22 protein-coding genes are annotated in these 24,366 nt (G+C 63.3%); 17 read left to right on the plus strand and 5 right to left on the minus strand.

What is annotated here, in order from left to right; all coding sequences use genetic code 11:
• Positions 1-162 precede the first annotated feature (162 nt).
• Entirely contained in the window at positions 163-879 is a 717-nt protein-coding gene (locus ACYG9R_RS04470) for a helix-turn-helix domain-containing protein (RefSeq protein ID WP_023823491.1), read from the plus strand.
• A gap of 122 nt (positions 880-1,001) precedes the next feature.
• On the opposite strand, the gene ACYG9R_RS04475 is transcribed toward ACYG9R_RS04470, so the two are convergent.
• The 4 genes from ACYG9R_RS04475 to ACYG9R_RS04490 are packed head-to-tail and all read right to left on the minus strand — an operon-like array spanning position 1,002 to position 4,785.
• Entirely contained in the window at positions 1,002-2,042 is a 1,041-nt protein-coding gene (locus ACYG9R_RS04475) for a heme-dependent oxidative N-demethylase family protein (protein ID WP_023687065.1), read from the minus strand.
• 9 nt (positions 2,043-2,051) lie between these two features.
• Positions 2,052-3,017, minus strand: a complete 966-nt coding sequence (locus tag ACYG9R_RS04480) for a PDR/VanB family oxidoreductase (RefSeq protein WP_023687064.1) — start codon at positions 3,015-3,017, stop codon at positions 2,052-2,054.
• The gene (locus ACYG9R_RS04485) at positions 3,014-3,610 is read right to left on the minus strand and encodes a dimethylamine monooxygenase subunit DmmA family protein (protein WP_023823492.1); all 597 of its coding nucleotides are present in this window, start codon (positions 3,608-3,610) and stop codon (positions 3,014-3,016) included. The genes ACYG9R_RS04480 and ACYG9R_RS04485 overlap by 4 nt, the downstream gene beginning before the upstream one ends.
• 41 nt (positions 3,611-3,651) lie before the next feature.
• Positions 3,652-4,785 carry an aminomethyltransferase family protein gene (locus ACYG9R_RS04490; protein ID WP_023823493.1) on the minus strand — a complete coding sequence of 378 codons (1,134 nt, stop codon included), beginning with the start codon at positions 4,783-4,785 and terminating at the stop codon, positions 3,652-3,654.
• 283 nt (positions 4,786-5,068) lie between these two features.
• Between ACYG9R_RS04490 and ACYG9R_RS04495 the strand changes: the two genes are divergently transcribed.
• From ACYG9R_RS04495 to ACYG9R_RS04570, 16 genes are all read left to right on the plus strand, one after another.
• Positions 5,069-5,356, plus strand: a complete 288-nt coding sequence (locus ACYG9R_RS04495; RefSeq protein WP_023668544.1) for a hypothetical protein — start codon at positions 5,069-5,071, stop codon at positions 5,354-5,356.
• A 28-nt stretch (positions 5,357-5,384) separates the two neighbouring features.
• A complete protein-coding gene (locus ACYG9R_RS04500) occupies positions 5,385-5,762 on the plus strand; it encodes a hypothetical protein (protein WP_023668545.1) in 378 nt (125 codons plus the stop codon).
• 27 nt (positions 5,763-5,789) lie between these two features.
• A complete protein-coding gene (locus tag ACYG9R_RS04505; RefSeq protein WP_023668546.1) occupies positions 5,790-5,951 on the plus strand; it encodes a hypothetical protein in 162 nt (53 codons plus the stop codon).
• A 14-nt stretch (positions 5,952-5,965) separates the two neighbouring features.
• Positions 5,966-7,360 (plus strand): APC family permease, encoded by a 1,395-nt coding sequence (locus ACYG9R_RS04510; protein ID WP_023668547.1) that lies wholly within the window; start codon positions 5,966-5,968, stop codon positions 7,358-7,360.
• Between the two features lie 42 nt (positions 7,361-7,402).
• Entirely contained in the window at positions 7,403-8,092 is a 690-nt protein-coding gene (locus ACYG9R_RS04515) for a hypothetical protein (RefSeq protein ID WP_023704841.1), read from the plus strand.
• Positions 8,089-8,406: a hypothetical protein gene (locus ACYG9R_RS04520; RefSeq protein ID WP_023668549.1), complete on the plus strand. Its 318-nt coding sequence runs from the start codon at positions 8,089-8,091 to the stop codon at positions 8,404-8,406. Before ACYG9R_RS04515 ends, ACYG9R_RS04520 begins: the two co-directional genes overlap by 4 nt.
• 84 nt (positions 8,407-8,490) lie before the next feature.
• A complete protein-coding gene (locus ACYG9R_RS04525) occupies positions 8,491-9,387 on the plus strand; it encodes a class II glutamine amidotransferase (RefSeq protein WP_023668550.1) in 897 nt (298 codons plus the stop codon).
• A 4-nt stretch (positions 9,388-9,391) separates the two neighbouring features.
• A complete protein-coding gene (locus tag ACYG9R_RS04530; protein ID WP_023668551.1) occupies positions 9,392-10,120 on the plus strand; it encodes a GltB/FmdC/FwdC-like GXGXG domain-containing protein in 729 nt (242 codons plus the stop codon).
• A gap of 6 nt (positions 10,121-10,126) precedes the next feature.
• Complete coding sequence (locus ACYG9R_RS04535; RefSeq protein ID WP_023687061.1) at positions 10,127-11,455, plus strand: FMN-binding glutamate synthase family protein; 1,329 nt, start codon at positions 10,127-10,129, stop codon at positions 11,453-11,455.
• A 30-nt stretch (positions 11,456-11,485) separates the two neighbouring features.
• Positions 11,486-12,793 carry a type III glutamate--ammonia ligase gene (gene glnT / locus ACYG9R_RS04540; protein ID WP_023668553.1) on the plus strand — a complete coding sequence of 436 codons (1,308 nt, stop codon included), beginning with the start codon at positions 11,486-11,488 and terminating at the stop codon, positions 12,791-12,793.
• 36 nt (positions 12,794-12,829) lie between these two features.
• The gene (locus tag ACYG9R_RS04545; RefSeq protein WP_023668554.1) at positions 12,830-14,083 is read left to right on the plus strand and encodes a sarcosine oxidase subunit beta family protein; all 1,254 of its coding nucleotides are present in this window, start codon (positions 12,830-12,832) and stop codon (positions 14,081-14,083) included.
• Between the two features lie 15 nt (positions 14,084-14,098).
• Positions 14,099-14,374 carry a sarcosine oxidase subunit delta gene (locus ACYG9R_RS04550; RefSeq protein WP_023704839.1) on the plus strand — a complete coding sequence of 92 codons (276 nt, stop codon included), beginning with the start codon at positions 14,099-14,101 and terminating at the stop codon, positions 14,372-14,374.
• Positions 14,375-14,573: 199 nt separating this feature from the next.
• Positions 14,574-17,555, plus strand: a complete 2,982-nt coding sequence (locus ACYG9R_RS04555; RefSeq protein WP_023823495.1) for a sarcosine oxidase subunit alpha — start codon at positions 14,574-14,576, stop codon at positions 17,553-17,555.
• Positions 17,548-18,165, plus strand: a complete 618-nt coding sequence (locus ACYG9R_RS04560) for a sarcosine oxidase subunit gamma (protein WP_023823496.1) — start codon at positions 17,548-17,550, stop codon at positions 18,163-18,165. The genes ACYG9R_RS04555 and ACYG9R_RS04560 overlap by 8 nt, the downstream gene beginning before the upstream one ends.
• Positions 18,166-18,504: 339 nt before the next feature.
• A complete protein-coding gene (locus tag ACYG9R_RS04565; protein ID WP_023823497.1) occupies positions 18,505-20,874 on the plus strand; it encodes a DUF1989 domain-containing protein in 2,370 nt (789 codons plus the stop codon).
• Positions 20,875-21,180: 306 nt separating this feature from the next.
• Positions 21,181-22,890, plus strand: coding sequence for an APC family permease (locus ACYG9R_RS04570; protein WP_023692164.1), 1,710 nt, complete (start codon positions 21,181-21,183; stop codon positions 22,888-22,890).
• Positions 22,891-22,952: 62 nt separating this feature from the next.
• On the opposite strand, the gene ACYG9R_RS04575 is transcribed toward ACYG9R_RS04570, so the two are convergent.
• Positions 22,953-24,308, minus strand: a complete 1,356-nt coding sequence (locus ACYG9R_RS04575; protein ID WP_023823498.1) for an LLM class flavin-dependent oxidoreductase — start codon at positions 24,306-24,308, stop codon at positions 22,953-22,955.
• Positions 24,309-24,366: the final 58 nt, after the last annotated feature.

Below are 24,366 nucleotides of genomic sequence, written 5' to 3' on the forward strand. Positions count from 1 at the left end.
AACCGCATTTCGCCCCACCAGATTTCCAGCAGAAACTGATGACAGCGCAAATCCTGAGCGGACACCATTCGACTTAAGGGCTTGCTGTCGCGGTTGCGTTTCTGTATCGGCACCGAATATGTTCACCTGGAGTGAAATAAATCACAGGGATTCGGTGGCGAGATGGCGAAGACAAGTTCCGACTCCAAGGCTGGTCCCGCTTCGGCAAAAGCAAAGCCGCTGCCGAAGACCTCCGCTGATGGGAAGGCCATCCGCGCGCCGCTGACGCAGAATCCGCACGCCATTCGCGACAAGCGCGAAAAAGTGCTGGAGGTGGCGATCGGGCGCGAGGTGCGCGCCTTCCGCAAGAAGCTCGGCATCACCGTCGCCGATCTCGCCGTCGCCACCGATATTTCGCTGGGCATGCTGTCGAAGATCGAGAACGGCATCACCTCGCCGTCGCTGACCACACTGCAGGCGCTGTCGAGGGCGCTCGGCGTTCCCGTCACCGCCTTCTTCCGCCGATTCGAGGAAGAGCGCAGCGCCGTCTTCGTCAAGGCCGGCGAAGGGCTAGATGTCGAACGCCGCGGCACCCGCGCCGGCCATCAATACAATCTGCTCGGCCATATCGGCTCCAACACCAGCGGCGTCGTCGTCGAGCCCTATCTGATTACGCTGACCGAGGATTCGGATGTGTTCCCGACCTTCCAGCATGAGGGCATGGAATTCCTCTATATGCTGGAGGGCGAGGTGGTGTACCGGCACGGCAGCAACCTCTATCCGATGAAGCCGGGCGACAGCCTGTTCTTCGACGCCGACGCGCCGCACGGGCCGGAGCAACTGACGAAACTTCCGATGCGGTATCTGTCGATTATTTGCTATCCGCAGAGCGCGGGGTAGTCGGACCGCCGCAGCCCGCTCACCCGGATTGCCCCGAGGGGAGAGGAGTCTGGCGTCAGCGCTGGCGATCTCTTCTCCGCTCGGGGAGAAGGTGGCCGCGCAGCGGCCGGATGAGGGGGCCTTTAGTCCGGCCCGAACCCCGGTGACGTCGCACTGCCATCATCCAGCTTCGACAGCCATTCCACCAATGTCGGCCGATACCGCGTCAGGCCCTTGTAGGTGGCCAGCTCTTCCGGCAAATCCCGGATCACCCGGTGCAGTCGCCTTGCCCATTTCGGCTGTGTCACCAGTTCGTCCATCTTGATCAGATAGCAGCGGATCGGGAAGACGATGCCGTTCGAGCGCGGCAGGCGCCAGAAGCTTTGCAGTTCGACGCGCAGATGCACCTTGTCGCCGACATTTTCGGGCGTCACCGTCGCGCGGTCCGGGCCCCATTTGTGGTAATTCTCCGGACTGGTGTCGAGGCGCGGGTTGATGGTCATCGTCCAGTTGAGACGCCGCGCCGGCTTGCCCTGCTGGATGTTGGTGAGGAACTTCAGCGCCCTGACGAAAATCCCCTTCTCATGCGCCAGCGGCACCGGCGCGTGCCATTCGAAGAAATTCATGCCGATGTCGAAATCGAGCGACCAGTCGGCCTGAGTGGTGACCATGCCGGCGTCCATCCAAAGATTGCCGTCGCGCTGATCGAGAATGCAGAAATCACCCTGGCTCTGGCGGGTGATGTACTCCATCGGCCCGTAAGGCAGTGTCGAGGTGTCGCCGAAGGTGAAGGTGTCGTCGATGCCGAGCGGCCGGTTGATCCAGCGCCAGCGGTCGCCGTCGCGGGTCAGGGTGAAATGCTCGGGATAGCCAAGTGCCTGTTGCTCCATCAAAAGTTCGAGCAGGTCCCAGCCGGCCAGCGTCATATGCGGCAGCGACTGGCAGCGCAGCGGATCGTCGGCCAGCACCAGTGCACGGTCCTGCATCTCGGCGACATAGTGCTCGTCGACGTCGATCAGGTTTTCCAGAACGCTGCCCTTGGGGCCAACCACATGCGGCTCGATGTTGACCGCATACATGTAGGCGTCTTCGTGGAACGGGAACGGAAACCGCCTGATGTGTTCCGGGCTGTTCCTGAAGGTGAAATCGTCGCGAAACGTTTCCTTGCGAAAGGTGATGCCCAAGCTGGCCTCCTATCTTTCCAGGACCAGCGACTTGCCTTCGAAGCGCGACACGCACGGCATGATCTTGCAGCCGGAACGATGGTCTTCCTCGCTGAGCCAGTGGTCGTTGTGGATGAACTTGCCGTCATACGAGACGACGTTGGTCTCGCACTGGCCGCAGACACCGCCGCGGCAGAGATAGGGCGGATCGACGCCGGCGGCCTCGATCGCTTCGAGCAGGCTCTGCTGCTCGCCGACGCGGATGGTCTTGCCGCTAACGGCAAGTGTGACGTCGAACGGCAGGCCGGGCTGGGGTGCCGCGAAATGCTCGTAGTGCACGGTCTCCGCCGGCCAGCCGAGAGCCGCAGCGCGCTCGCGCACCCAGTTGATCATGCCGGCCGGGCCGCAGACATAGAGATGGGTGCCGAGCGGCTGCGAGGACAAGAGACGGTCGAGTTCGATGCGCTCGTCGCGGTCGTCGTGATAGAGCCGGACGCGACGGCCATAGCGCTCCTGCAGCACATCGGCATAGGTGCCGAGCGAGGCGGTGCGGCAGGTGTAGTGCAGCTCGAAATTGCCGCCGGACCCGGCGAGCTGCGCGGTCTGCGCCATGAACGGCGTGATCCCGATGCCGCCGGCAAGCATCAGATGCTTCTTTGCCCTGAGGTCGAGCGAGAACAGATTGACGGGGTAGCTGACCACCATCTCCAGGCCAGGCTTGACGCTCCGGTGCATGAACAACGAGCCGCCGCGGCCGACATCGTCGCGGCGCACCGAGATGGTGTATTCGCGGGTGTCGAGCGGCGATCCCATCAGCGAATAGGGATTGAGCCTTGTGCGGTCGCCATCGCGCATCTCGACCACGACATGGGCGCCGCCGGAAAAGGTCGGCAAAAGCTCACCGTCACGGCGGCGGAAATGGAAGCGCGTCACCAGTTCGTTGACCGGGACGACGTCGCTGACGACGACATCGAGCTTGGTGGTGCCGGTGCTCATGGGAAGACCTCCTCTATGGGAGGGATCTCCGAGCGATCCTCGGCATTTATGCAGACGCCCTGGAATGCTGCCAGCCGTCGCGAATAATGATCGCGCACCAGAAGCAGCAGGCCGCAATGCGCGCAGGTGGCCGGCTGCGTCGTCACATTTTCGGTGATGCCTTTGCAATGCACGCACTGCATGCGCCGCGCCAATGAGCCGCGATGCTCGGTCTGCATGGAGGTATGATCGATGCCGGCTTCGAGCGCCACCTGCATGGCCTGGCCGATCAGCCCTTCGGTGCCGGCGAGATAGAGGCGCAGGCCCATATGCGCGTTGGCAAGCGTCTGCTTCAGCCGGGGCAGCAGGCTGGCGAAGGTTGGCGCGACATGAAATTGCGCGGACTTCAGTGCCTCAAGAGCGGCAACGTGCTTGCCGTCGGCCCCGGGAATGAAGACGATTTCGGCGCCGTCGAAGAAGCCGGGGCGCGACGTCCTTGCCATATCGACGATCGCCAGCGCGCCTTCCGCATCCGCCACGAAAAGATGATGCTTGCCGGGCTGCGGGGACAGGGTTCCGTAAATGGGCCGGCTGATGATCGTTTTGGCTGCCATTCTCTACTTCGTACCTCGAAACCCTCGCTGTCGATTGTGCCTCAGCCTTTCGCCGTGCGCTTGGTCTTTTTGGGATCGTCGAAGGGCAGAGGCTGCGCCGTCGCCCTGATCGAACCGCTCTTGTTGCGGATCTCGAGCTTGGTGTCCTTGACCGCGCAGTCGACGTCGAGGCGGGCGATTCCCATCGATTTCTCGACCAGCGGCGAATACATGGCGCAGGTGACCACGCCGACCTTTTTGCCGTCGCGATAGACCGGCGCGCCCTCATCCGCGGGTTGCTTGCCGTCGAGCAGCACGCCGTAGATCTTGAAGCGCTCCTTGCCCTTGAGGCGGTAATGCTCTTCGGCGCCACGAAAGCCGGTCTTGCCGGGGCTGACGGTGAAGTCGAGGCCGAGCTCCCACAGCGTGTCGCCGGGGCCTTCGTTCTCGAACGGATATTTCTGCGAGTTGTCATAGGGATAAAACAGCAAACAACTTTCGACGCGCAGCATATCGAGCGTGGTGAAGCGGCACGGAATGATGCCGGCGCTCTTGCCCTCGTCGAGGATCCTGTCCCAGATCGTGCCGGCGTCCTGACCGCGGCAGAATATCTCGTAGCCGCGCTCGCCGGTATAGCCGGTGCGCGAGATCATGACGGGAAGGCCGAACAGCTGCGTCTGCATATGATGGAAATAGTTGAGGTCGCGAATGCCCGGCACATGCTTTGAGAGATAGTCGACCGCGGTCGGCCCCTGCAGCGACAGATCGTGCAGATTGTCGTCGAAGCGCAGCGATACGTCGCGGCCGACGGAAGCGCGCTGCAATTCCTCATGGCCGGTGCCGGAGCCGTGCACCACCATCCAGGCGTTCGGCCCGGTGCGGTAGAGGATGCAGTCGTCGGTGAATTTGCCGGCCTCGTTCAGCATGCAGGCATAGGCCGACTTGCCGGGATAGATCTTCTCCACGTCGCGCGTCGTTGCCAGGTCGATGAGGTGTGAGGCGTGCGGCCCGGTGATGTGAACCTTCTTCAGGCCCGACACATCCATCAGCCCGGCCCTGGTGCGGATGGCGGTGTATTCCTCGTCGGCGTCCTTGTCGTAGGTCCAGGCGGTGCCCATGCCGCTCCAGTCTTCGAGCTTCGAGCCTAACGCGCGATGGCGATCCGCCAGGGTCGAAAATCTCCAGGATGCCGTCATCCGCAAATCCTCCGTTCGAAAATTCTATTGTGTTCCCGGCTCCCTGCGCGAGGCGGGAGCATTTGGTCGAATATTGATCGCAAACGTCCTGATGCCGCAATACCCGGAAGCAAATAATTTCATTGTCAGGCAAAATTCGCGGCTGGGGACAAACGGTTAACCCAACGTAAAATCACCTTGACAATTGCTGGATTCGGCCCGAATTTATGAAAAAAATTTCACTCTGTTGAAAGAGGGCAGCGGGCGGCCAATTCGGGGTCGGGCGCTGGAAAAGGGGAAACCGATGTCAGACCTGCAGCAGCGCATCGAAGCGCTGTACCGTTCCGACCTGCGCGGATCCGCGCTCCTGATCATCTGCCTTTGGGCGACGATCCTCTTCGTGCTTGTCATGACATGGCCCTACATCCCGGACACCGGGATCAAGATCGTCGTCGCTATCGCTGCCGCCGCCGTGCTGATCTTTAATACGGCCGCCATCCTGGCGATGGTCAATCACTACAAGGAAGACAAGGACTTCATCTACGGTCTCGACATCAAGAACGCCGACGCGGCCCGCAACCGCAAGTCCTGAAAACAGAACGTCCTGAGGGGTAGAAGTCATGTCGCGCTACACGCCGCCGGAACAAGGCAAGGCCGGGCAGATTTTCGATATCGTGGTCGTCGTGGTCGCCATTTTCGTGGCGCTGTGGCTGCCATTGAAACTCGGCCTGGCGGGTGCGGCGAAATCCATCGACGCGCTCGATGCCAAAACCTGGGAAGCGTTGGGACAGAACCCGACCATGGCCTCGATCTGGGAAAAGCTCGGCTATACGCCGGAGACCGCGCACGACATCATCCAGAACCGCTTCCACTACATCATCGACTGGCCGACGCTGATCATCATGGCGGCGGTGCTGATCGGCTATTTCGTCTTCCTGTTCCGCGCCTCCGACCGCGAATATCGCGACGTCATCAACGAAAAGTTCGACGACAAGTAACGCCAGAGATTTTGGGGAAGCACGCTCATGTGGGTCGCACTCTCTTACGCATCGTGGGGCATCTCGGTCGTGCTTGCGCTGTGGATGCTCTACGACTGGTTCAAGATCGACACGACCTATTCCGAGGAGGTGCTGACTTCCTCGCGCGAAGGCGAGCTTGAAGCCGCTTCCGAAAAACACCGGATCTGAGTGGGGATTGAACAATGACGATCACGCTTGAACCGGCAATACACGGCGACAGGGTTTCACTGCTACGCGTGCTCGGCCCGGCCCATGTCTGGGCGCTTGGCGTCGGCATCGTGCTGGTCGGCGAATTCACCGGCTGGAATTTCTCGGCCGACAAGGGCGGCGCACTGGCGGCGCTGATCGTCTGCTGGGTGGTCGGGCTCTTGTATACTTCGGTCGCCATGATCGACTCCGAGGTGACATCGACGGTTGCCGCCGCCGGCGGCCAATACGCGCAGGCCAAGCACATTGTCGGGCCGCTGATGGCCTTCAACGTCGCGCTGTTCCTGGTCTTTGCCTACACCATGCTGGAGGTTTCGGACGCCATCCTGCTCGGCGACACCATCGTCGCCAAGGCCGGCGTCGAAGGGCTCACCCACAACTCCTTCATTGCCGCCACCATCGTCGTGCTGGCATGGCTGAACTATCGCGGCGTGCTGATGACGCTCAACGTCAACTTCGTCATCACGGCGATAGCCTATGTCTCGATCGTTATCCTGTTCTTCTCGGTCAGCCCCTGGACGCAGGGTGCTGTGCTGAAGCTCAACGAACTGGTCACCCCCGGCAATGCGCTGCCCTATGGCTGGATCGGCGTCATCGCGGCCTTCCAGTTCGGCATCTGGTACTATCTCGGCATCGAAGGCACCACGCAGGCCGCCGAGGAAGTGCGCTCGCCGGCGCGTTCGCTGCCTTACGGCACCATGGCCGGCATGATCACGCTTTTGATCGCCGCCGCCATGACCTGGTATGTCTGCGCCTCGCTGATGCCCTGGGAGTACCTCGGTATCACCTATTATCCCTTGTGGGACGCCGGCAAGCTGACCGGCAGCCCGCTGCTGGAAAACCTGTTGTTCGTCGCCACGCTGCTCGCGGCACTGGCGTCGGCCAATGGCTGTATCAACGATGCGGCCCGCGCGTGGTTCTCGCTTGGACGCGACCGCTATCTGCCGACATGGTTCTCGGCCGTGCACCCGAAATACCGCACGCCCTATCGCTCGATCCTGTTCCTGTTGCCGATCGCGCTCGCCTTCGCCTTCATCGCCGACCTCAACCAGGCGATCACCTTCTCAATCCTGTCGGGCGTGCTGCAATACACCTTCATGAGCATAAACATCATGATGTTCCGCAAAAAGTGGCCGCTGGGCACGATCCGCCGCGGCTATACGCACCCGTTCCACCCGATCCCGGCGATCGTGCTGTTTTGCCTCTGCGTGGTGACCTTCTTTGCGATCTTCCTCGGCTACGGCACGCAGCTGATCGCCATGGTCGCCTTCTACTTCCTGATCTCGCTGTGGTTCCACTTCTACCGTTACCGCTATGTGCGCCGCGGCGACCAGTTCACCATGCCGTGGCCGAAGCCGCAGGGCTATTGACAGGAGAGGGCCTGCCGGTCTGGGCGGGCATGGCGTGACGAGGTGTCTGACGTGACGACAGCATTGCTGGCCGGGGCGGTCGCCGTGGCTCTCGTCCTGCACCTCGCCTGGCATACGCGCGCCAGCCGCAAAAAGGCCAAGGCTGATCTTGCAGCCGAGGCAGCCAGCATCCGGACCGTCATCACAGATGCCGTTGATGTCTCCGATGGCACAGCCGGCGTTGTCACCTGGGCCGGCACATGGAACGGACAGCGCGTGCAGCTGCGCACCATCGTCGACACGCTGGCAACGCGAAAGCTACCGGCGCGATGGTTGAGTGTCACGATCACAGAGCCGGTTGCGGTGCCGGCGACCTTCGACATGATGATGCGGCCGGGTTCGCCGACGACCTTCTCCAATTTCGATCATCTTCAGCATACGCTGCCGAAGGCTCCGGGATTTCCGGCTGAAGCCGTGCTGCGAACCGACCTCAGGGCGGCGCGCTTTCCGCAGAACCTGATCGCCAGCCATCTCGACATCTTTGCCGAAGGCCGCGCCAAGGAACTCTTGATCACCCCGAACGGCGTGCGCATCGTCTGGCTGCTGGCCGAGGCCGAGCGGGCGCGCTACGGCGTGTTCCGGCAGGCCGCATTCGGCGGCGCAAGGCTGGATCCAACGCTGGTCGAGAGACTGCTGACCTCGGCCTCAGTGCTGCGCGATGCCATCAACCGACAGGAAAGGCAGGTCGCATGAGCGCACCCGCACCGACAAACCCGTATCTGGTGCTCGGCGCTGCCATCGTCTTACCGGCCAGCGGCCACGTCATTCTGGGCGTGCCCGTGCGCGGCCTGCAGTTCCTGTTCTTCATGGTGATCCTCGCCTGGGTGACGGCCAAGATCGCGCCGGCCGATGCCAGCTTCGTCGGCCGCCACGCCGGCGGCTTCCTGATCTATGCGCTGTCGATCCTCGATGCCTACAGAATAGCCCGCATCCGCACCGCCACATGGATTCACAGCGCCCGCGACGGCGGCGATAGTTCACAAGGCCGCATCGAGCCGGATACGTAACTACAGGAATATTTTTTTCATACGATTGAATTCGCACGACGCATTCGATACATCATCGTCTAGTGGTAACGTCGGGAGGCTGACATGTGTGGAATCGTCGGACTTTTTCTGAAAGACAAGTCGCTTGAGCCGCAGCTCGGCTCGATGCTGTCGCAGATGCTGATATCGCTCAGCGATCGCGGCCCCGACAGCGCCGGCATTGCCATCTATGGCGCGCCTTCCAGGAATGAAGCCAAGATCACCATCCAGTCCGCGAAGCCCGAGCGCGATTTCCGCGGCCTCGACGCCGAACTCGCGAAGGCCATCGGCGCGCCGGTGAGCATAGCGGTGAAGTCCACCCATGCAGTGTTGAGAACCGCGCCCGACAAGGTCGATGCCGCGCGCGAAGCGCTGCAGTCAATCCGCCCCGACGTGCGCATCATGGGCGCCGGCGAAGCGGTGGAAATCTACAAGGAAGTCGGTCTGCCGGAAGCGGTCGTCGACCGCTTCGACGTCCGCTCGATGACCGGCACGCATGGCATCGGCCATACCCGCATGGCGACGGAATCGGCCGTCACCACGATGGGCGCGCATCCGTTCTCGACCGGCGCCGACCAGTGCCTGGTGCACAATGGCTCGCTGTCCAACCACAACAATGTGCGGCGTGAGCTGGTGCGGGAGGGCATGAAATTCGAGACCGAGAACGACACCGAGGTCGCCGCCGCCTATCTCTCCTCGCAGATGGCGCATGGCAAGAACCTCGGCGAGGCGCTGGAAGGCACGCTGTCCGACCTCGACGGCTTCTTCACCTTCGTCGTCGGCACCAAGAACGGTTTCGGCGTGGTGCGCGATCCGATCGCCTGCAAGCCCGCCGTCATGGCCGAGACCGACCAGTATGTCGCCTTTGGCTCGGAATATCGGGCGCTGACCAAGCTGCCCGGCATAGACAATGCGAGGGTCTGGGAGCCGGAACCCGCAACCGTCTATTTCTGGGAGCATTGAGCCCATGCCGGCAACCAAACTTTCGAAGGCGGCGCAAGACCAGGCGTCCCGGGTCTTCGATCTTGATGTGTCGTCGCTGCGCGAGCTCAACCAGGCGCTTCACAATCTGACGCCCGGCTCCAACGAAACGGCGTGGGAAGTGCTGCACCCGAAGGGCAGCCATTCGGTTGCGGTCGGCGTCGACCAGCCTGTCAGCATCGATGTGCGCGGCAGCGTCGGCTACTACTGCGCCGGGATGAATGACGGCGCTGCCATCACCGTGCACGGCTCGGCCGGACCTGGCGTCGGCGAAAACATGATGTCGGGCTCGATCGTCATCAAGGGCGACGCCAGCCAGTATGCCGGCGCCACCGGCAAGGGCGGGCTGCTCGTCATCGAGGGCAACGCATCCTCACGCTGCGGCATCTCGATGAAGGGCATCGACATCGTCGTGCACGGCAATATCGGCCACATGTCGGCCTTCATGGCGCAGTCCGGCAATCTGGTGGTGCTGGGCGATGCCGGCGACGCACTTGGCGATTCCATCTACGAAGCGCGGCTGTTCGTGCGCGGCAAGGTCGAAAGCCTGGGCGCCGACTGCATCGCCAAGGAGATGCGGCCCGAGCATATCGAACTGCTGCAGGGACTGCTCGACCGCGCCGGCGTCACCGGCGTCAAGCCGTCGGAATTCAAGCGCTACGGCTCGGCGCGCACGCTCTACAATTTCAATATCGACAACGCCGACGCGTATTGAGGCAGCATGACCTACAAGAACCCGCCGACGACGCCGCGCAAATCCGCGACCTTCGACGACTACACGCTTTCCGAAATCCGCCGCGCCGCGGCGACCGGCATCTATGACATCAGGGGCGCCGGGGCCAAGCGCAAGCTGCCGCATTTCGACGACCTTTTGTTCCTCGGCGCCTCGATCTCGCGCTATCCGCTGGAAGGCTATCGCGAGCGGTGCGACACGTCGGTCGTGCTGGGCTCGCGCTATGCCAAGAAGCCGATCGAGCTGAAAATCCCGATCACCGTTGCCGGCATGAGCTTCGGGTCGCTGTCCGGCCCGGCCAAGGAAGCGCTCGGCCGTGGCGCTACGCTCTCAGGCACGTCGACCACCACGGGCGACGGCGGCATGACCGAGGAAGAGCGCGGCCATTCCAAGCAACTGGTCTACCAGTACCTGCCGTCACGCTACGGCATGAACCCCAGGGATTTGCGCCGTGCCGACGCCATCGAAGTCGTTGTCGGCCAGGGCGCCAAGCCCGGCGGCGGCGGCATGCTGTTGGGACAAAAGATTTCCGACCGCGTCGCCGAAATGCGCACGCTGCCGAAGGGCATCGACCAGCGCTCGGCCTCACGCCATCCCGACTGGACCGGGCCGGACGATCTCGAGATCAAGATCCTCGAGCTGCGCGAGATCACCGACTGGGAAAAGCCGATCTACGTCAAGGTCGGCGGCGCCCGCCCCTATTACGACACAGCACTTGCGGTGAAGGCCGGCGCCGATGTCGTCGTCGTCGACGGCATGCAGGGCGGCACGGCGGCCACCCAGGAAGTATTCATCGAAAATGTCGGCCAGCCGACGCTTGCCTGCATCAGGCCGGCGGTGCAGGCGCTGCAGGATCTCGGCATGCACCGCAAGGTGCAGCTGATCGTGTCGGGCGGCATCCGCAATGGCGCCGACGTCGCCAAGGCGCTGGCGCTCGGCGTCGACGCGGTGTCGATCGGCACGGCAGCGCTCGTCGCGCTCGGCGACAACGACCCGCGCTGGGAGGCCGAATACAATGCGCTCGGCACCACCGCCGGCGCCTATGACGACTGGCACGAGGGTCGCGACCCCGCGGGCATCACCACGCAGGACCCCGAACTGATGAAGCGGGTCGATCCGATCGCCGCCGGACGGCGGCTGGCGAACTACCTCAAGGTGATAACGCTGGAGGCGCAGACCATTGCGCGTGCCTGCGGCAAGAACAGCCTGCACAATCTCGAGCCCGAGGATCTCGTAGCCCTCACCATCGAAGCCGCCGCCATGGCTGGCGTGCCGCTGGCCGGCACCAACTGGATACCGGGGAAAAACGGCTTCTAAAAAACACATCAAAATAAGCGAGGAACTATAATGGGGAACGATCTCGCCGCATTCGCCAAAGAGAACGGCGTCAAATATTTCATGATTTCCTACACCGACCTGTTCGGCGGCCAGCGCGCCAAGCTGGTGCCGGCGCAGGCGATCGCCGACATGCAGAAGGACGGCGCCGGCTTCGCCGGTTTCGCCACTTGGCTCGACCTCACGCCGGCGCATCCTGATATGCTGGCGGTGCCGGATCCGGATTCGGTGATCCAGCTGCCGTGGAAGCCCGATGTCGCCTGGGTCGCCGCCAACTGCATCATGGACGACAAGGAGGTCGAGCAGGCGCCGCGCAACACGCTGCGCCGGCTGATCGCGGAAGCCGCCACCGACGGCATGCATGTCAAGACCGGCGTCGAGGCCGAGTTCTTCCTGATCTCGCCAGACGGCAGTGTCATCTCCGACAAATACGACACCGCATCGAAGCCTTGCTACGACCAGCAAGCGGTGATGCGCCGTTACGATGTCATCGCCGAGATTTGCGACCACATGCTGGCGCTGGGCTGGAGCCCCTACCAGAATGACCATGAAGACGCCAACGGCCAGTTCGAGATGAACTGGGCCTTCGACGATGTGCTGGCGACCGCCGACAAGCACTCGTTCTTCAAGTTTATGGTCAAGTCGGTAGCGGAAAAGCACGGCCTGCGCGCGACCTTCATGCCGAAGCCCTTCCAGGGCCTGACCGGCAATGGCTGCCACGCCCATATTTCGGTGTGGGACAAGGCCGGCAAGGTCAACGTCTTTGCCGATAATGCGATGGAGCTCGGCCTGTCGGCCAAGGGCAAGAATTTCCTCGGCGGCATCATGAAACATGCCTCGGCGCTGGCCGCCATCACCAACCCGACGGTGAACTCCTACAAACGCATCAACGCGCCGCGCACCATTTCGGGCGCCACCTGGGCTCCGAACACGGTGACCTGGACCGGAAACAACCGCACCCACATGGTGCGCGTGCCCGGCCCCGGCCGCTTCGAGCTGCGGTTGCCGGACGGCGCCGCAAACCCTTATCTGCTGCAGGCCGTCATCATTGCCGCCGGTCTCGACGGCATCCGCTCCAAGGCCGATCCCGGCAAGCGCTACGACATCGACATGTACCAGAACGGCCACACGGTGAAAGGCGCGCCGAAGCTGCCGCTCAATCTGCTCGACGCGCTTCGCGAATACGACAAGGACAAATCGCTCAAGGCGGCGCTGGGTGAGGAATTCTCGTCGGCTTATCTAAAGCTGAAGCACCAGGAATGGAATTCCTATGCTTCGCACTTCACGCAATGGGAGCGCGACCACACGCTGGACATATAATCGTCCCCGCTGTGCGAGCGACCTCGGAATGACCTGATGAAATATTCGATCTTCTCGCTCGCCCGTGCTGCCCTTTCCGGCCACAAGAATTGGCAGCGCACCTGGCGCGATGCGGCGCCCAAGGACCACTACGATGTGGTGATCATCGGCGGCGGCGGCCATGGGCTCGCCACCGCCTGGTTCCTCGCCAGCGAGTTCGGCATCAGAAACGTCGCCGTGCTGGAAAAGGGCTGGATCGGCTCCGGCAATGCCGGCCGCAACACCACCATCATCCGTTCCAATTACGGCCTGCCCGGCAATACCGGCTTCTACGAGCTTTCGATGAAGCTTTGGGAGCGGATGGAGCAGGACCTCAACTATAACGCCATGGTCAGCCAGCGCGGCGTCCTCAACCTCTATCATTCCGATGCGCAGCGCGACGCTTATGCGCGGCGCGGCAACACCATGCGCATCAATGGCATCGATGCCGAACTGCTCGACCAGGCGGCGCTGAAGAAGATGCTGCCGTTCCTGAATTTCGACCATGCGCGCTTTCCCGTGCAGGGCGGCCTCCTGCAGCGCCGCGGCGGCACCGCGCGGCATGACGCGGTGGTCTGGGGCTATGCCCATGCGGCGAGCGAACTCGGCGTCGACATCATCCAGAACTGCGAGGTCACCGGCTTTGTCCGGGACGGCAACGGCAAGGTGACTGGCGTCGAGACGTCGCGCGGCAAGATCGGCGCCGGCAAGGTCGGCATGGCAGTCGCCGGGTCATCGTCGCGTGTCGCAGCGATGGCGGGCATGCGCCTGCCGATCGAAAGCCATGTGCTGCAAGCTTTCGTCTCGGAGGCGATCAAGCCGCTCATTCCTGGCGTCATGACCTTCGGCGCCGGGCATTTCTATGTCAGCCAGTCCGACAAGGGCGGGCTGGTCTTCGGCGGCGACATCGACGGCTATAATTCCTACGCCCAGCGCGGCAATCTGCCTGTCATGGAAGATGTCTGCGAGGGCGGCATGGCGCTGATCCCGATGATCGGCCGCGTGCGGCTTCTGCGCCAGTGGGGCGGCATCATGGACATGTCGATGGATGGCTCGCCGATCATCGACAAGACGCCGGTCGACGGGCTCTACCTCAATGCCGGCTGGTGCTATGGCGGCTTCAAGGCGACGCCGGGATCGGGCTTCGTCTTTGCCCATCTTCTGGCGCGTGACGAAACGCACAAGGAGGCGGCGCTGTTTCGGCTCGACCGCTTCCAGCGCGGCGCCATGATCGACGAAAAGGGCCAAGGCGCCCAACCGAACCTGCATTGAGGCGGCCGGAACAAGATGCGTATCACCTGTCCTTTCTGCGGCGAACGCGAACTCGGCGAGTTCAGCTATCTCGGCGATGCCAAGCCTGTACGGCCGGCGGCGGGTGCCGGCGAGGATGCTGTCTACGACTACGTCTATCTGCGCGACAATGTCGCCGGCGTGATGGCTGAGAACTGGTATCACGGCGGTGGCTGCCGGGCCTGGCTGAAGGTCACCCGCAACACGCTGACGCACGAGATCTCGGCGGTGGAACCGGCGGCGGGGGCTGGTGCGAGGCAGGTGGCGAAATGAGCTATCCTGTCGAAATCGTAGCCGTCGCGAAAAGCGCCAGCCCCCTACCTCCCCCTTGTGGGGAGGTCGGACCGCAGGTCCGGGTGGGGGTCGGTGCCGCACCCCCACCCCGCTGCTGCGCAGCGACCCTCCCCACAAGGGGGAGGGTGAAGAGCGCGACGGTCCCGCCTGGCATTGGATCGATGAGAGGCCGGCCATCGTGAGTTCCAGCCAATCCCATCGTCTCACATCCGGCGGTCTCATCGACCGTTCCACCCCCCTCACCTTCCGCTTCGACGGCATGACATTTTCCGGCTTCCAGGGCGACACGCTGGCGTCGGCGCTGGTCGCCAATGGCGTCAAGCTGGTCGGCCGCTCGTTCAAATACCATCGTCCGCGCGGCATTCTGACTGCGGGCTCGGAAGAACCCAACGCGCTGGTCGAACTGCGCACCGGCGCACGGCGCGAGGCCAACACCAAGGCCACGACGGCCGAACTGTATGAAGGCCTCGAAGCGGCAAGCCAGAACCGCTGGCCCTCGCTGCGCCACGATGTGATGTCGGTGAACCAGCTGTTCGCACCGATCTTCGTCGCCGGCTTCTACTACAAGACCTTCATGTGGCCGGCAAAATTCTGGGAAATGGTCTACGAGCCGGCGATCCGACGCGCCGCGGGTCTGGGTCGCGCGGCGGTCACCCCCGATCCGGATCACTACGACAAGGCCTGGGCGCATTGCGATGTGGTGATCGCCGGCTCCGGTCCGGCCGGTCTCGCCGCCGCACTCGCTGCAGGCCGCAGCGGTGCGCGCGTCATCCTGTGCGAAGAAGATTTTGCGCCCGGCGGCCGTCTGTTGTCGGATGGCGGCACGATCGACGGTCTGCCGGCCGCGGAGTGGCTGTCGCGCACACTGGCCGAACTCAGCTCAATGCCTGACGTTCGCATCATGACGCGCACGACGCTGTTCGGCGTCTATGACGGCGGCACCTATGGCGCGATCGAACGCGTCAACGATCATCTGCCGGTTCCGCCCGAGCATCAGGTGCGACAGCGGCTGTGGCGCATCGTGGCCAAGCGCTGTGTTGTGGCTGCAGGCGCGATCGAGCGTCCCATCGTCTTTGCCGGCAACGATACGCCCGGCGTGATGATGGCGTCGGCGATGCGGACCTATGTCGCGCGTTATGCCGCGACGCCGGCAAAGCGTGTTGCGCTGTTCACCAACAATGAGGATGGCTGGCGCACGGTCGAGACCGCGCTCACAGCCGGACTGCAGGTCGCGGCGGTGATCGATGCGCGGACTGACGTCTCGCCTGCCCATCGTTCCCTCGCCTCCAGGAACGGCTTCACCGTGCTGCATGGTTCGGTCAGCGGCGTCGACGGCGGCAAGGACGGCGTAAGAAAAATAGCGGTGTCGCTGACCGGCGGCGCGCGCGCCGAGGTCGAGGCCGACGGGCTTGCCGTTTCCGGCGGCTGGAATCCGGCGGTCGGGCTCACCTCTTACCATCGCGGCCGGCCGAAATGGCGAGACGACATCGCCGCCTTCGTGCCGGACGGCGCGCCGCCCGGTATGGTCGCCGCAGGTGCGGCTAACGGCGACTTCGGGCTAGGCGCCTGCCTGCGCGCAGGTTTCGAGGCCGGCGCCGCAGCGGCGCGGGACGCGGGACGCAATGGCAATCCGGGCTCTGCAGCTGTTGCCGGCGACGAGTCCTTCTCACTGACCCCGCTCTGGCACGTCGCCGGCAAAGGCAAGGCCTTTGTAGACCAGCAGCATGACGTCACCGCGTCCGACATCGAGCTGGCGCAGCGCGAGGGTTTTGAATCGGTCGAGCATCTGAAGCGCTACACCACGCTCGGCATGGCGACCGACCAGGGCAAGACGTCCAATGTCGCCGGCCTCGCCATCATGGCGGCGGTGTCGGGCAAATCCATTCCCGAGACCGGCACGACCATCTATCGCCCGCCGTACGTGCCGGTCGCCATCGGCGCCTTTGCCGGCCACCATCGCGACGAAAATTTCCATGCGACGCGGCTGACGCCGTCGCATCACTGGGCGGCCGAACAAGGCGCGATCTTTGTCGACACCGGCCTGTGGAAGCGCGCGCAATGGTATCCGCGCGCGGGCGAGAAGGACTGGCTGGAATCGGTCACCCGCGAGGTCAAGGCGGTGCGCTCGGGCGTCGGCTTCTGCGATGTCTCGACGCTGGGCAAGATCGATGTGCACGGCCCCGATGCCGGCGCCTTCCTCGACCGCGTCTACATCAACACCTTCTCAAACCTTGCCGTGGGAAAAGCCCGCTACGGGCTGATGCTGCGCGAGGACGGCCTCGTCTATGATGACGGCACGACCTCGCGGCTGGCCGAGGACCATTATTTCCTCACCACGACCACGGCGAAGGCCGGGCTGGTGATGCAGCATCTCGAATTCTGCCGGCAGGTGCTATTCCCCGAACTCGACGTGCAACTGACCTCGGTCTCCGACCAGTGGGCGCAGTTCTCGATTGCCGGGCCAAGGACGCGAGACCTGTTGAAGGAAATCGTCGACCCTGCCGAGGACCTTTCGAACGAAGGTTTTCCCTTCATGGGCGTGCGCGAAGTCGCTTTGCGCGGCGGCATCAAGGCGCGGCTGTTCCGCATCTCCTTCTCCGGCGAGATGGCGTTCGAGATTTCGGTGCCGGCGCGTTACGGTGAAGCGATGGCACGCAATTTGATGCTGGCGGGAAAACCGTTCGGCGTGACGCCGTATGGCACAGAAGCCCTCGGCGTCATGCGCGTTGAAAAGGGCCATGTCGCCGAACCGGAACTGAGCGGCATGACGACCGCCGCCGATCTCGGCCTCGGCAAGATGATGTCGACCAAGAAGGATTTCATCGGTCGCGTCATGGCCGGCCGCGAGGCGCTGGTGGCGCCGGACCGGCAGGTCGTGGTCGGCATCAAGCCGATCGACAAGGCGCGCCGCCTGCGCTCCGGCGCGCACATCATCCCGAAGGGCCAGACGCCCGGGCCTGATAACGACCAAGGCTACGTCACCTCGGTCTGCTTCTCGCCGACGCTCGACCAGTGGATCGGTCTCGGCCTTGTCGAGCGCGGCCGCGAACGCATCGGCGAGATCGTCCACGCGCATGATCCGCTGCGCGGTGAAGACTATGATGTCGAACTCTGCAATCCCGTCTTCTACGATCCCGATGGAGGGCGCCAGCGTGGCTGATTTTTCCTGGGATGTTCGTAGCCCGCTCGAGCGCGCGCTCGCTCCTGGCGCTTACGGCGTGCAAGGCGATGCCGGTGTGTCGCTGACCGAGATCCGCAATTTCGACCTCGTCCAGGTGATGGCACGGCGCGGCAAGGCGGGTGATTTGGCCGAGGCCGCGAACGCTCGTTTCGGCGTCGCGGCTCCGGAAACGCCGAAGGCGGTTGGCACCGCGGATGCGACGCTGATCTGGTCGGGACCGGATCAGTTTTTTGTCCTGTCGAAGGGTGGCAGGACTGAGGTGCTCGCTCAGACCTTTGCATCTTCCGCTTCGCTATCCGACCAATCGCATGCACGCGTGCTGATCAGCATCTGCGGCCCCAAGGCGCGCGCCATGCTGGCGAAACTGTCGTCGATTGATTTGCATCCCGATGCGTTTCCGGTTGGCGCTGCTGCCGCGACCTCGATGGATCACACCAGCGTCACGCTCTGGCGTGGTGGTGACAAGGCGGATGGGCAGGCGGTGTTCAACCTCCTGGTGTTTGCGACGTTTGCCGAAAGTCTGTGGCACACGATGTTGGATTCGGCTGCGGAGTATGGTGTGGCTATCGGGCATTCCGAGGAGCTTTAGCTCGATAGTTTCAGGTGTTGGCGCCGCCCTGCCGGGCATTTCTCCCCGTATAGTGACGGGGAGAAAGAAGCTGGCCGCAGCCTCGGCGCTCATCCTGCAACGTTGGCGATTGGCGAAGCCGGCGACGACAGCTTCGCCCGTTTACGGGGAGAAGATGGCGGCAGCCAGATGAGGGGCGGCGCTGGCGTTCGGAAGATGGGTTTGATTGGAAGGGTCTAAACTGCAGCGACCGCGTCGAGAACGCCACCTCCACCTTGCCAAACCCAACCGCGCTGCTATTCTTGCTGCTAAAATAATTTTACACACAGGCAAACTTGTTTCTGTAACCGCAAGGCTGAGATGAGCCAGTCGCCCTACCCTTCAGTGACAGCCGGGCCGCCGCGGCCGAGCCTCATCCTGAGGCCCGGCCAGATCGCGCTGCCGCCGGGCATGGAGCGCCATACTATCCTGGGGAATGGCGCGGTGCTGATCGAGGTCGAGGCCGGCGATACGTTCACCGTGCGCAATGTCGAGGGCGGGCAGGCTTGCGAGTTGCTGGCCTGGGACAGGACCGGCGCCACGGATCCTTCCATCCTCGGCGAAAAGTCCAACAGCAATGCCGCCGGGATCAAGGCGCTTCTGGCCGAGGGCGATGACAGCCTGGCTTCCGTCCGTCGTGGCCTTGAGCGCCGCCAGGTGCAGCTCGACGAGCCCAAGGCGGTGCGTGTGTTCGGTGGCGCAACGCCTGCCGGCACCGAGCAGGCATTCACGGTCACGCGCGACGGCGCGATGCTGATTGCCGCACCCGGCGGGCCGATGCTCGTCGACGGCCATGATACGGCAACGCCGCTCACCGTCCTCGTGCGGCGCAACACCATCCGGCTGAAAACGAAGTCGGAGCTTGCCGATCCGCTCGCCGATCCGGTGCTAGACCTGCGCGTCCATTCGGCGACGGCCGAATCCTATTTCGTCAAGGCGGGCGACTACCTGCAGATCATCGATGTCGACGGCCGCCAGTGCACCGATTTCCAGTGCTTCTCGGCGCGCAAGCTGGACAAGGGGCTGGACCATCCGCTCGACGTAACGACGACGCGCACGCTGATGGGGTCGAGCTACCCGATGCCCGGCCTTCACTCGAAATATTACGACCAGGACATGGAGCCGTTGGTCGAGGTTATCCAGGACACATGCGGCCGGCATGACGCGTTCGCGCTGGCGTGTGCCGCCAAATATTACGACGACATCGGCTATCCCGGCCACACCAACTGCTCGGAGAATTTCAACCGCGCGCTGGCCGACAAGGGTGTCACCCCACGTGCCGGCTGGATGGCGATCAACTTCTTCTTCAACACGGCGATCGACGCCCATGGCGTCATGGTGTCGGATGAGCCGTGGTCGCGCGCCGGCGACTATGTCCTGCTCAGGGCGCTCACCGACATCGTCTGCGTCTCCTCCGCCTGTCCCGACGACACGACACCGGCCAATGGCTGGAACCCGACCGACATCCATGTGCGAACCTATTCCGGCCAGCACAAATTCTCGCGAGCGATCGCCAGACGCATGACGCCCGATTCGGAACCGAAAATGACCCGCGAGACCGCCTTCCATTCAAGCTTCGCCAAGCACACCCGCAACTTCGTGGAATACCGGGGTTATTGGCTGGCCAATTCTTTCGCCAAAGAGGGGCCGATCGCCGAGTACTGGGCCTGCCGGCAGGACGCGGTGATCATGGACCTGTCGCCGCTGCGCAAGTTCGAGGTCACCGGTCCCGATTCCGAAGCGCTGCTGCAATACACGCTGACCCGCGACGTCAAGAAGCTCGGCGTCGGCCAGGTCGTCTATTCCGCCATGTGCTACGAGCATGGCGGCATGATCGACGACGGCACGCTGCTGCGGCTCGGCAAGGACAATTTCCGCTGGGTCGGCGGCGATGACCTGTCCGGCGAATGGCTGCGCGAGACGGCAAAGAAGCTTGGCCTCAACGTGCTGGTGCGCTCGTCCACCGACCAGATGCACAATGTCGCTGTCCAAGGGCCGAAGAGCCGTGACATTTTGCGAGAGGTGGTCTGGACCTCGCCGCTGCAACCGTCGATCGACGAACTCGAATGGTTCCGCTTCGCTGTCGCGCGCATCGGCGGCGGCAATGGCATTCCGGTCGTGGTGTCGCGCACCGGTTATACCGGCGAGCTCGGCTACGAAATCTGGTGCCACCCACGCGACGCCGAAAAAGTGTTCGATGCCATCTGGGAGGCCGGCCAGCCGCACGGGCTGAAGCCGATGGGCCTGCAGGCACTCGACATGGTGCGCATCGAAGCCGGGCTGATCTTCGCCGGTTACGAATTCTCCGACCAGACCGACCCGTTCGAGGCGGGCATTGGCTTCACCGTACCGTTGAAGGCCAAGACCGACGATTTCATCGGCCGCGAGGCTCTGATAAGGCGCAAGGAACATCCGCAGCACAAGCTCGTTGGCCTCGACATCGACAGCAATGTCGCCGTCGGCCATGGGGATTGCGTCCATATCGGCCGCGCCCAGATCGGTGTCGTCACCTCGGGCATGCGCTCGCCGGTGCTGAACAAAAACATCGCTCTGGCGAGGCTTGACGTCACCCACGCGGCAATCGGCACAGAGGTGGAGATCGGCAAGCTCGACGGTCATGCCAAGCGGCTGCCGGCGCGGGTGGTGGCCTTCGCTCACTACGATCCGCAAAAGACCAGGCCGCGATCCTGAGGGTTGCACCCCCGGCCCTTCGCAGGCTCAGGGCGTTCGAAGCTCGAAAGCAATTGGCTTTCCGTCCGCTACCGCGGACCGCTTCTCACCCCACAAGGGGAGAAGGACAAAGCGAGCGTTTCGCAACCGTGATGTGCACGACGCCACAAATCACTTGACGTGAAAGCGCGCCGGATCAATCTTCACTGTTAAGAAAAAAATACGACTGAGTGGAAACACTGGAGTCGTGCGGTCATGTACCGGGGAACAAGCTTCGCGAAGCCGAGGCATCACCGGCCGGGAACACAAAATGGGGAATTCAGACAGATGAGCACGATTACCACTGCCCTGGAGCAGCCCGCTGAAGGCAAGCTGCTCCGCAACATCGACTGGCGCGGCGCCTTCTGGGTGGCGAGCGGCGTTCCTGCCCTTGTCCTGTTTTCGATCGGCGGCATTGCCGGAACGACGGGAACGCTGGCCTTCGGGATCTGGATCGCTTCCATGATCATGGGCTTCCTGCAATCCTTCACCTATGCCGAGATCGCCGGCCTGTTCCCGAACAAGTCGGGCGGCGCCTCGATCTACGGCGCCACCGCCTGGCTGCGTTATTCCAAGTTCATCGCGCCGCTGTCGGTGTGGTGCAACTGGTTCGCCTGGTCGCCGGTGCTGTCGCTGGGCTGCTCGATCGCCGCCGCCTATATTCTCAACGCGCTGGCGCCGGTGCCGCTGTTCACCGAGGCGTCGCCGGACGTCGTCGCCTATATCGCGGCGCATGCCGGAACGGTGCCTGCCGACGCCATCGCCGCGGTGACCGCGGCGGCCACGCCGGCGATCCGCAACTGGACGCTGTTCAGCCACACGCTAGGTCCTGTCTCCTTCACCCTCAATGCCACTTTCTTCATCGGCGCGGTGCTGATGCTGATCATCTTCTCGATCCAGCATCGCGGCATTCTCGGCACCGCCAATGTGCAGAAGTATATCGGCCTCCTGGTCATCATCCCGATGCTGATCGTCGGTGTCGTGCCGATCGTCACCGGCCAGATCAACTGGGCGAACTTTTCGCCGCTGGTGCCGCTGGCGGCGGCTTACGCGCCGGAGCCCGGCTCGTGGAACATTGCCGGCTGGACGCTGGTGCTGGGCGGCATGTTCATCGCCGCATGGTCGACCTATGGTTTTGAGACCGCCGTCTGCTACACATCGGAGTTCAAGAACCCGGGGACCGACACGTTCAAGGCGATTTTCTATTCCGGCCTGCTCTGCATGCTTCTGTTCATCCTGGTGCCCTTCACCTTCCAGGGCGTGCTGGGCCTCAACGGCATGCTGGCGACGCCGATCGTCGACGGCTCGGGTGTCGCCGATGCACTGGCCGGCATGGTCGGGGGTGGCGCATTGATCCACAGCCTCTTGGTGATGCTGATGATCCTGGCGCTGGTGCTGTGCATCATGACGGCAATGGCCGGCTCGTCGCGCACGCTCTACCAGGGCTCGGTCGATGGCTGGCTGCCGCGCTATCTCAGCCACGTCAACGAGCATGGCGCGCCGACGCGCGCCATGTGGACCGATCTCGTCTTCAACCTGATCGTGCTGGCCATCGCCTCGGCCGACGCGACGAGCTTCTTCTTCATCCTCGCCGTGTCGAACTGCGGCTACATCATCTTCAACTTCCTCAACCTCAATGCCGGCTGGATCCACCGCATCGACAACGGCCACATCAACCGGCCTTGGAAGGCGCCGAGCTGGCTGCTCGGCCTCGGCGCCATCTTCGCCTATGTAAACGCCATCTTCATGGGCGCCGGCGCCAAGGTGTGGAACCCGATGGCGCTCTGGGCCGGCCTGATCACAGCCGCCTTGATCATCCCGGTGTTCTGCTACCGGCACTACGTCCAAGACAAGGGCAAGTTCCCCGACCACATGCTGGCCGACCTCGGCATGACGGGCGCAGACCTCTCGGTCAAAAAGGCAGGCATGCTGCCCTACCTGACGCTGGTCGCCGGCCTGGTGGTGATGCTGCTCGCCAACTGGTACTTCGTCATCTGAAAGTGATGGCTTGAAAAGAATGGGCGCGCTTCGGCGCGCCTGTTTCTTTTTATGGCAGGACGTCAGCCGGCCTTGCGAATGGCCCCTTCGGAGCCTTTGAAGAACCGGTTCGGCGGACGCTTCAGGCCGAGATTCTCGCGCAAGGTGGTGCCCTCATACTCGCGCCGGAAGAGCTTTCGCCGCTGCAGCTCGGGCACCACCTTCTCGGCGAAGTCGTCGAGCCCGGCAGGCAGATAGGGGAACATGACGTTGAAGCCGTCTGACCCCTCGGCAAGCAACCATTCCTCCATCGCGTCGGCGATGGTTTTAGGCGTGCCGACGAAGGCAAGGCCGGAATAGCCGCCGAGCCGCTGCGCCAGCTGGCGGACGGTCAAATTCTCCCGGCGCGCCAGCTCGATGACGCGCTCGCGGCCGCTCTTCGAGGCATTGGTTTCGGGGATTTCGGGCAAGGGCGCGTCGGGATCAAAGCCGGATGCGTCGTGCCCCAGCGCGATCGATAGCGAGGCAATGCCGCTCTCGTAATAGACCAGGCTGTCGAGCTTGGCGCGTTTGGCCTGTGCTTCCTCGACACTGTCGCCGACGATGACGAAGGCGCCGGGCAGGATCTTGATGTCGTCGCGCGAACGGCCAAGCTTCTCGGCCCTGCCTTTGACATCGGCGAAGAAGCGCTGTCCGGCTGCGAGATCGGAGTGGGCGGCGAAGATCACCTCCGCCGTTTCGGCTGCCAGCTGCCGCCCGGCCTCAGACGCGCCGGCCTGGACGATGACCGGCCAGCCCTGCACGGGGCGCGCAATGTTGAGCGGGCCGCGCACCGAGAGATGCTCACCCTTATGGTCGAGCACATGCAGCCTCGCGGGATCGAAATAGAGCCCGCTCTCGGGGTCGCGGATGAAGGCGTCGTCGGCAAAGCTGTCCCAGAGGCCGGTCACCACATCGTAGAATTCCCGCGCATTGTGATAGCGCTCGTCGTGCTCGACATGCTCGTCGAGGCCGAAGTTCAGCGCGGCGTCGGGATTGGATGTGGTGACGATGTTCCAGCCGGCGCGGCCGCCGCTGATATGGTCGAGCGAGGCGAAGCGGCGGGCAATGTGATAGGGCGCGTCGAAGGTTGTCGATGCGGTGGCGACAAGGCCGATATGATCAGTGACGGCGGCGAGCGCCGACAGCAGCGTGAACGGCTCGAACGAGGTCACCGTGTGGCTGCGCCGTAGCGCCTCGATCGGCATGTTGAGAACGGCCAGATGGTCGGCCATGAAGAAGGCGTCGAACTTCGCCGCCTCAAGCGTCTGCGCGAAGCGCTTCAGATGGGCGAAGTTGAAGTTGGCATCGGGATATGAGCCGGGATAGCGCCAGGCCCCGGTGTGAAGACTGACCGGACGCATGAAGGCGCCGAGCCGCAATTGCTTGTTGTCTGCCATGGGATGATCACCTGATGCGAATGAGCGTTGCCGCTCCGATATGTAAGCAGGATCGGAC

This window comes from Mesorhizobium sp. RSR565B (genome assembly GCF_054719465.1).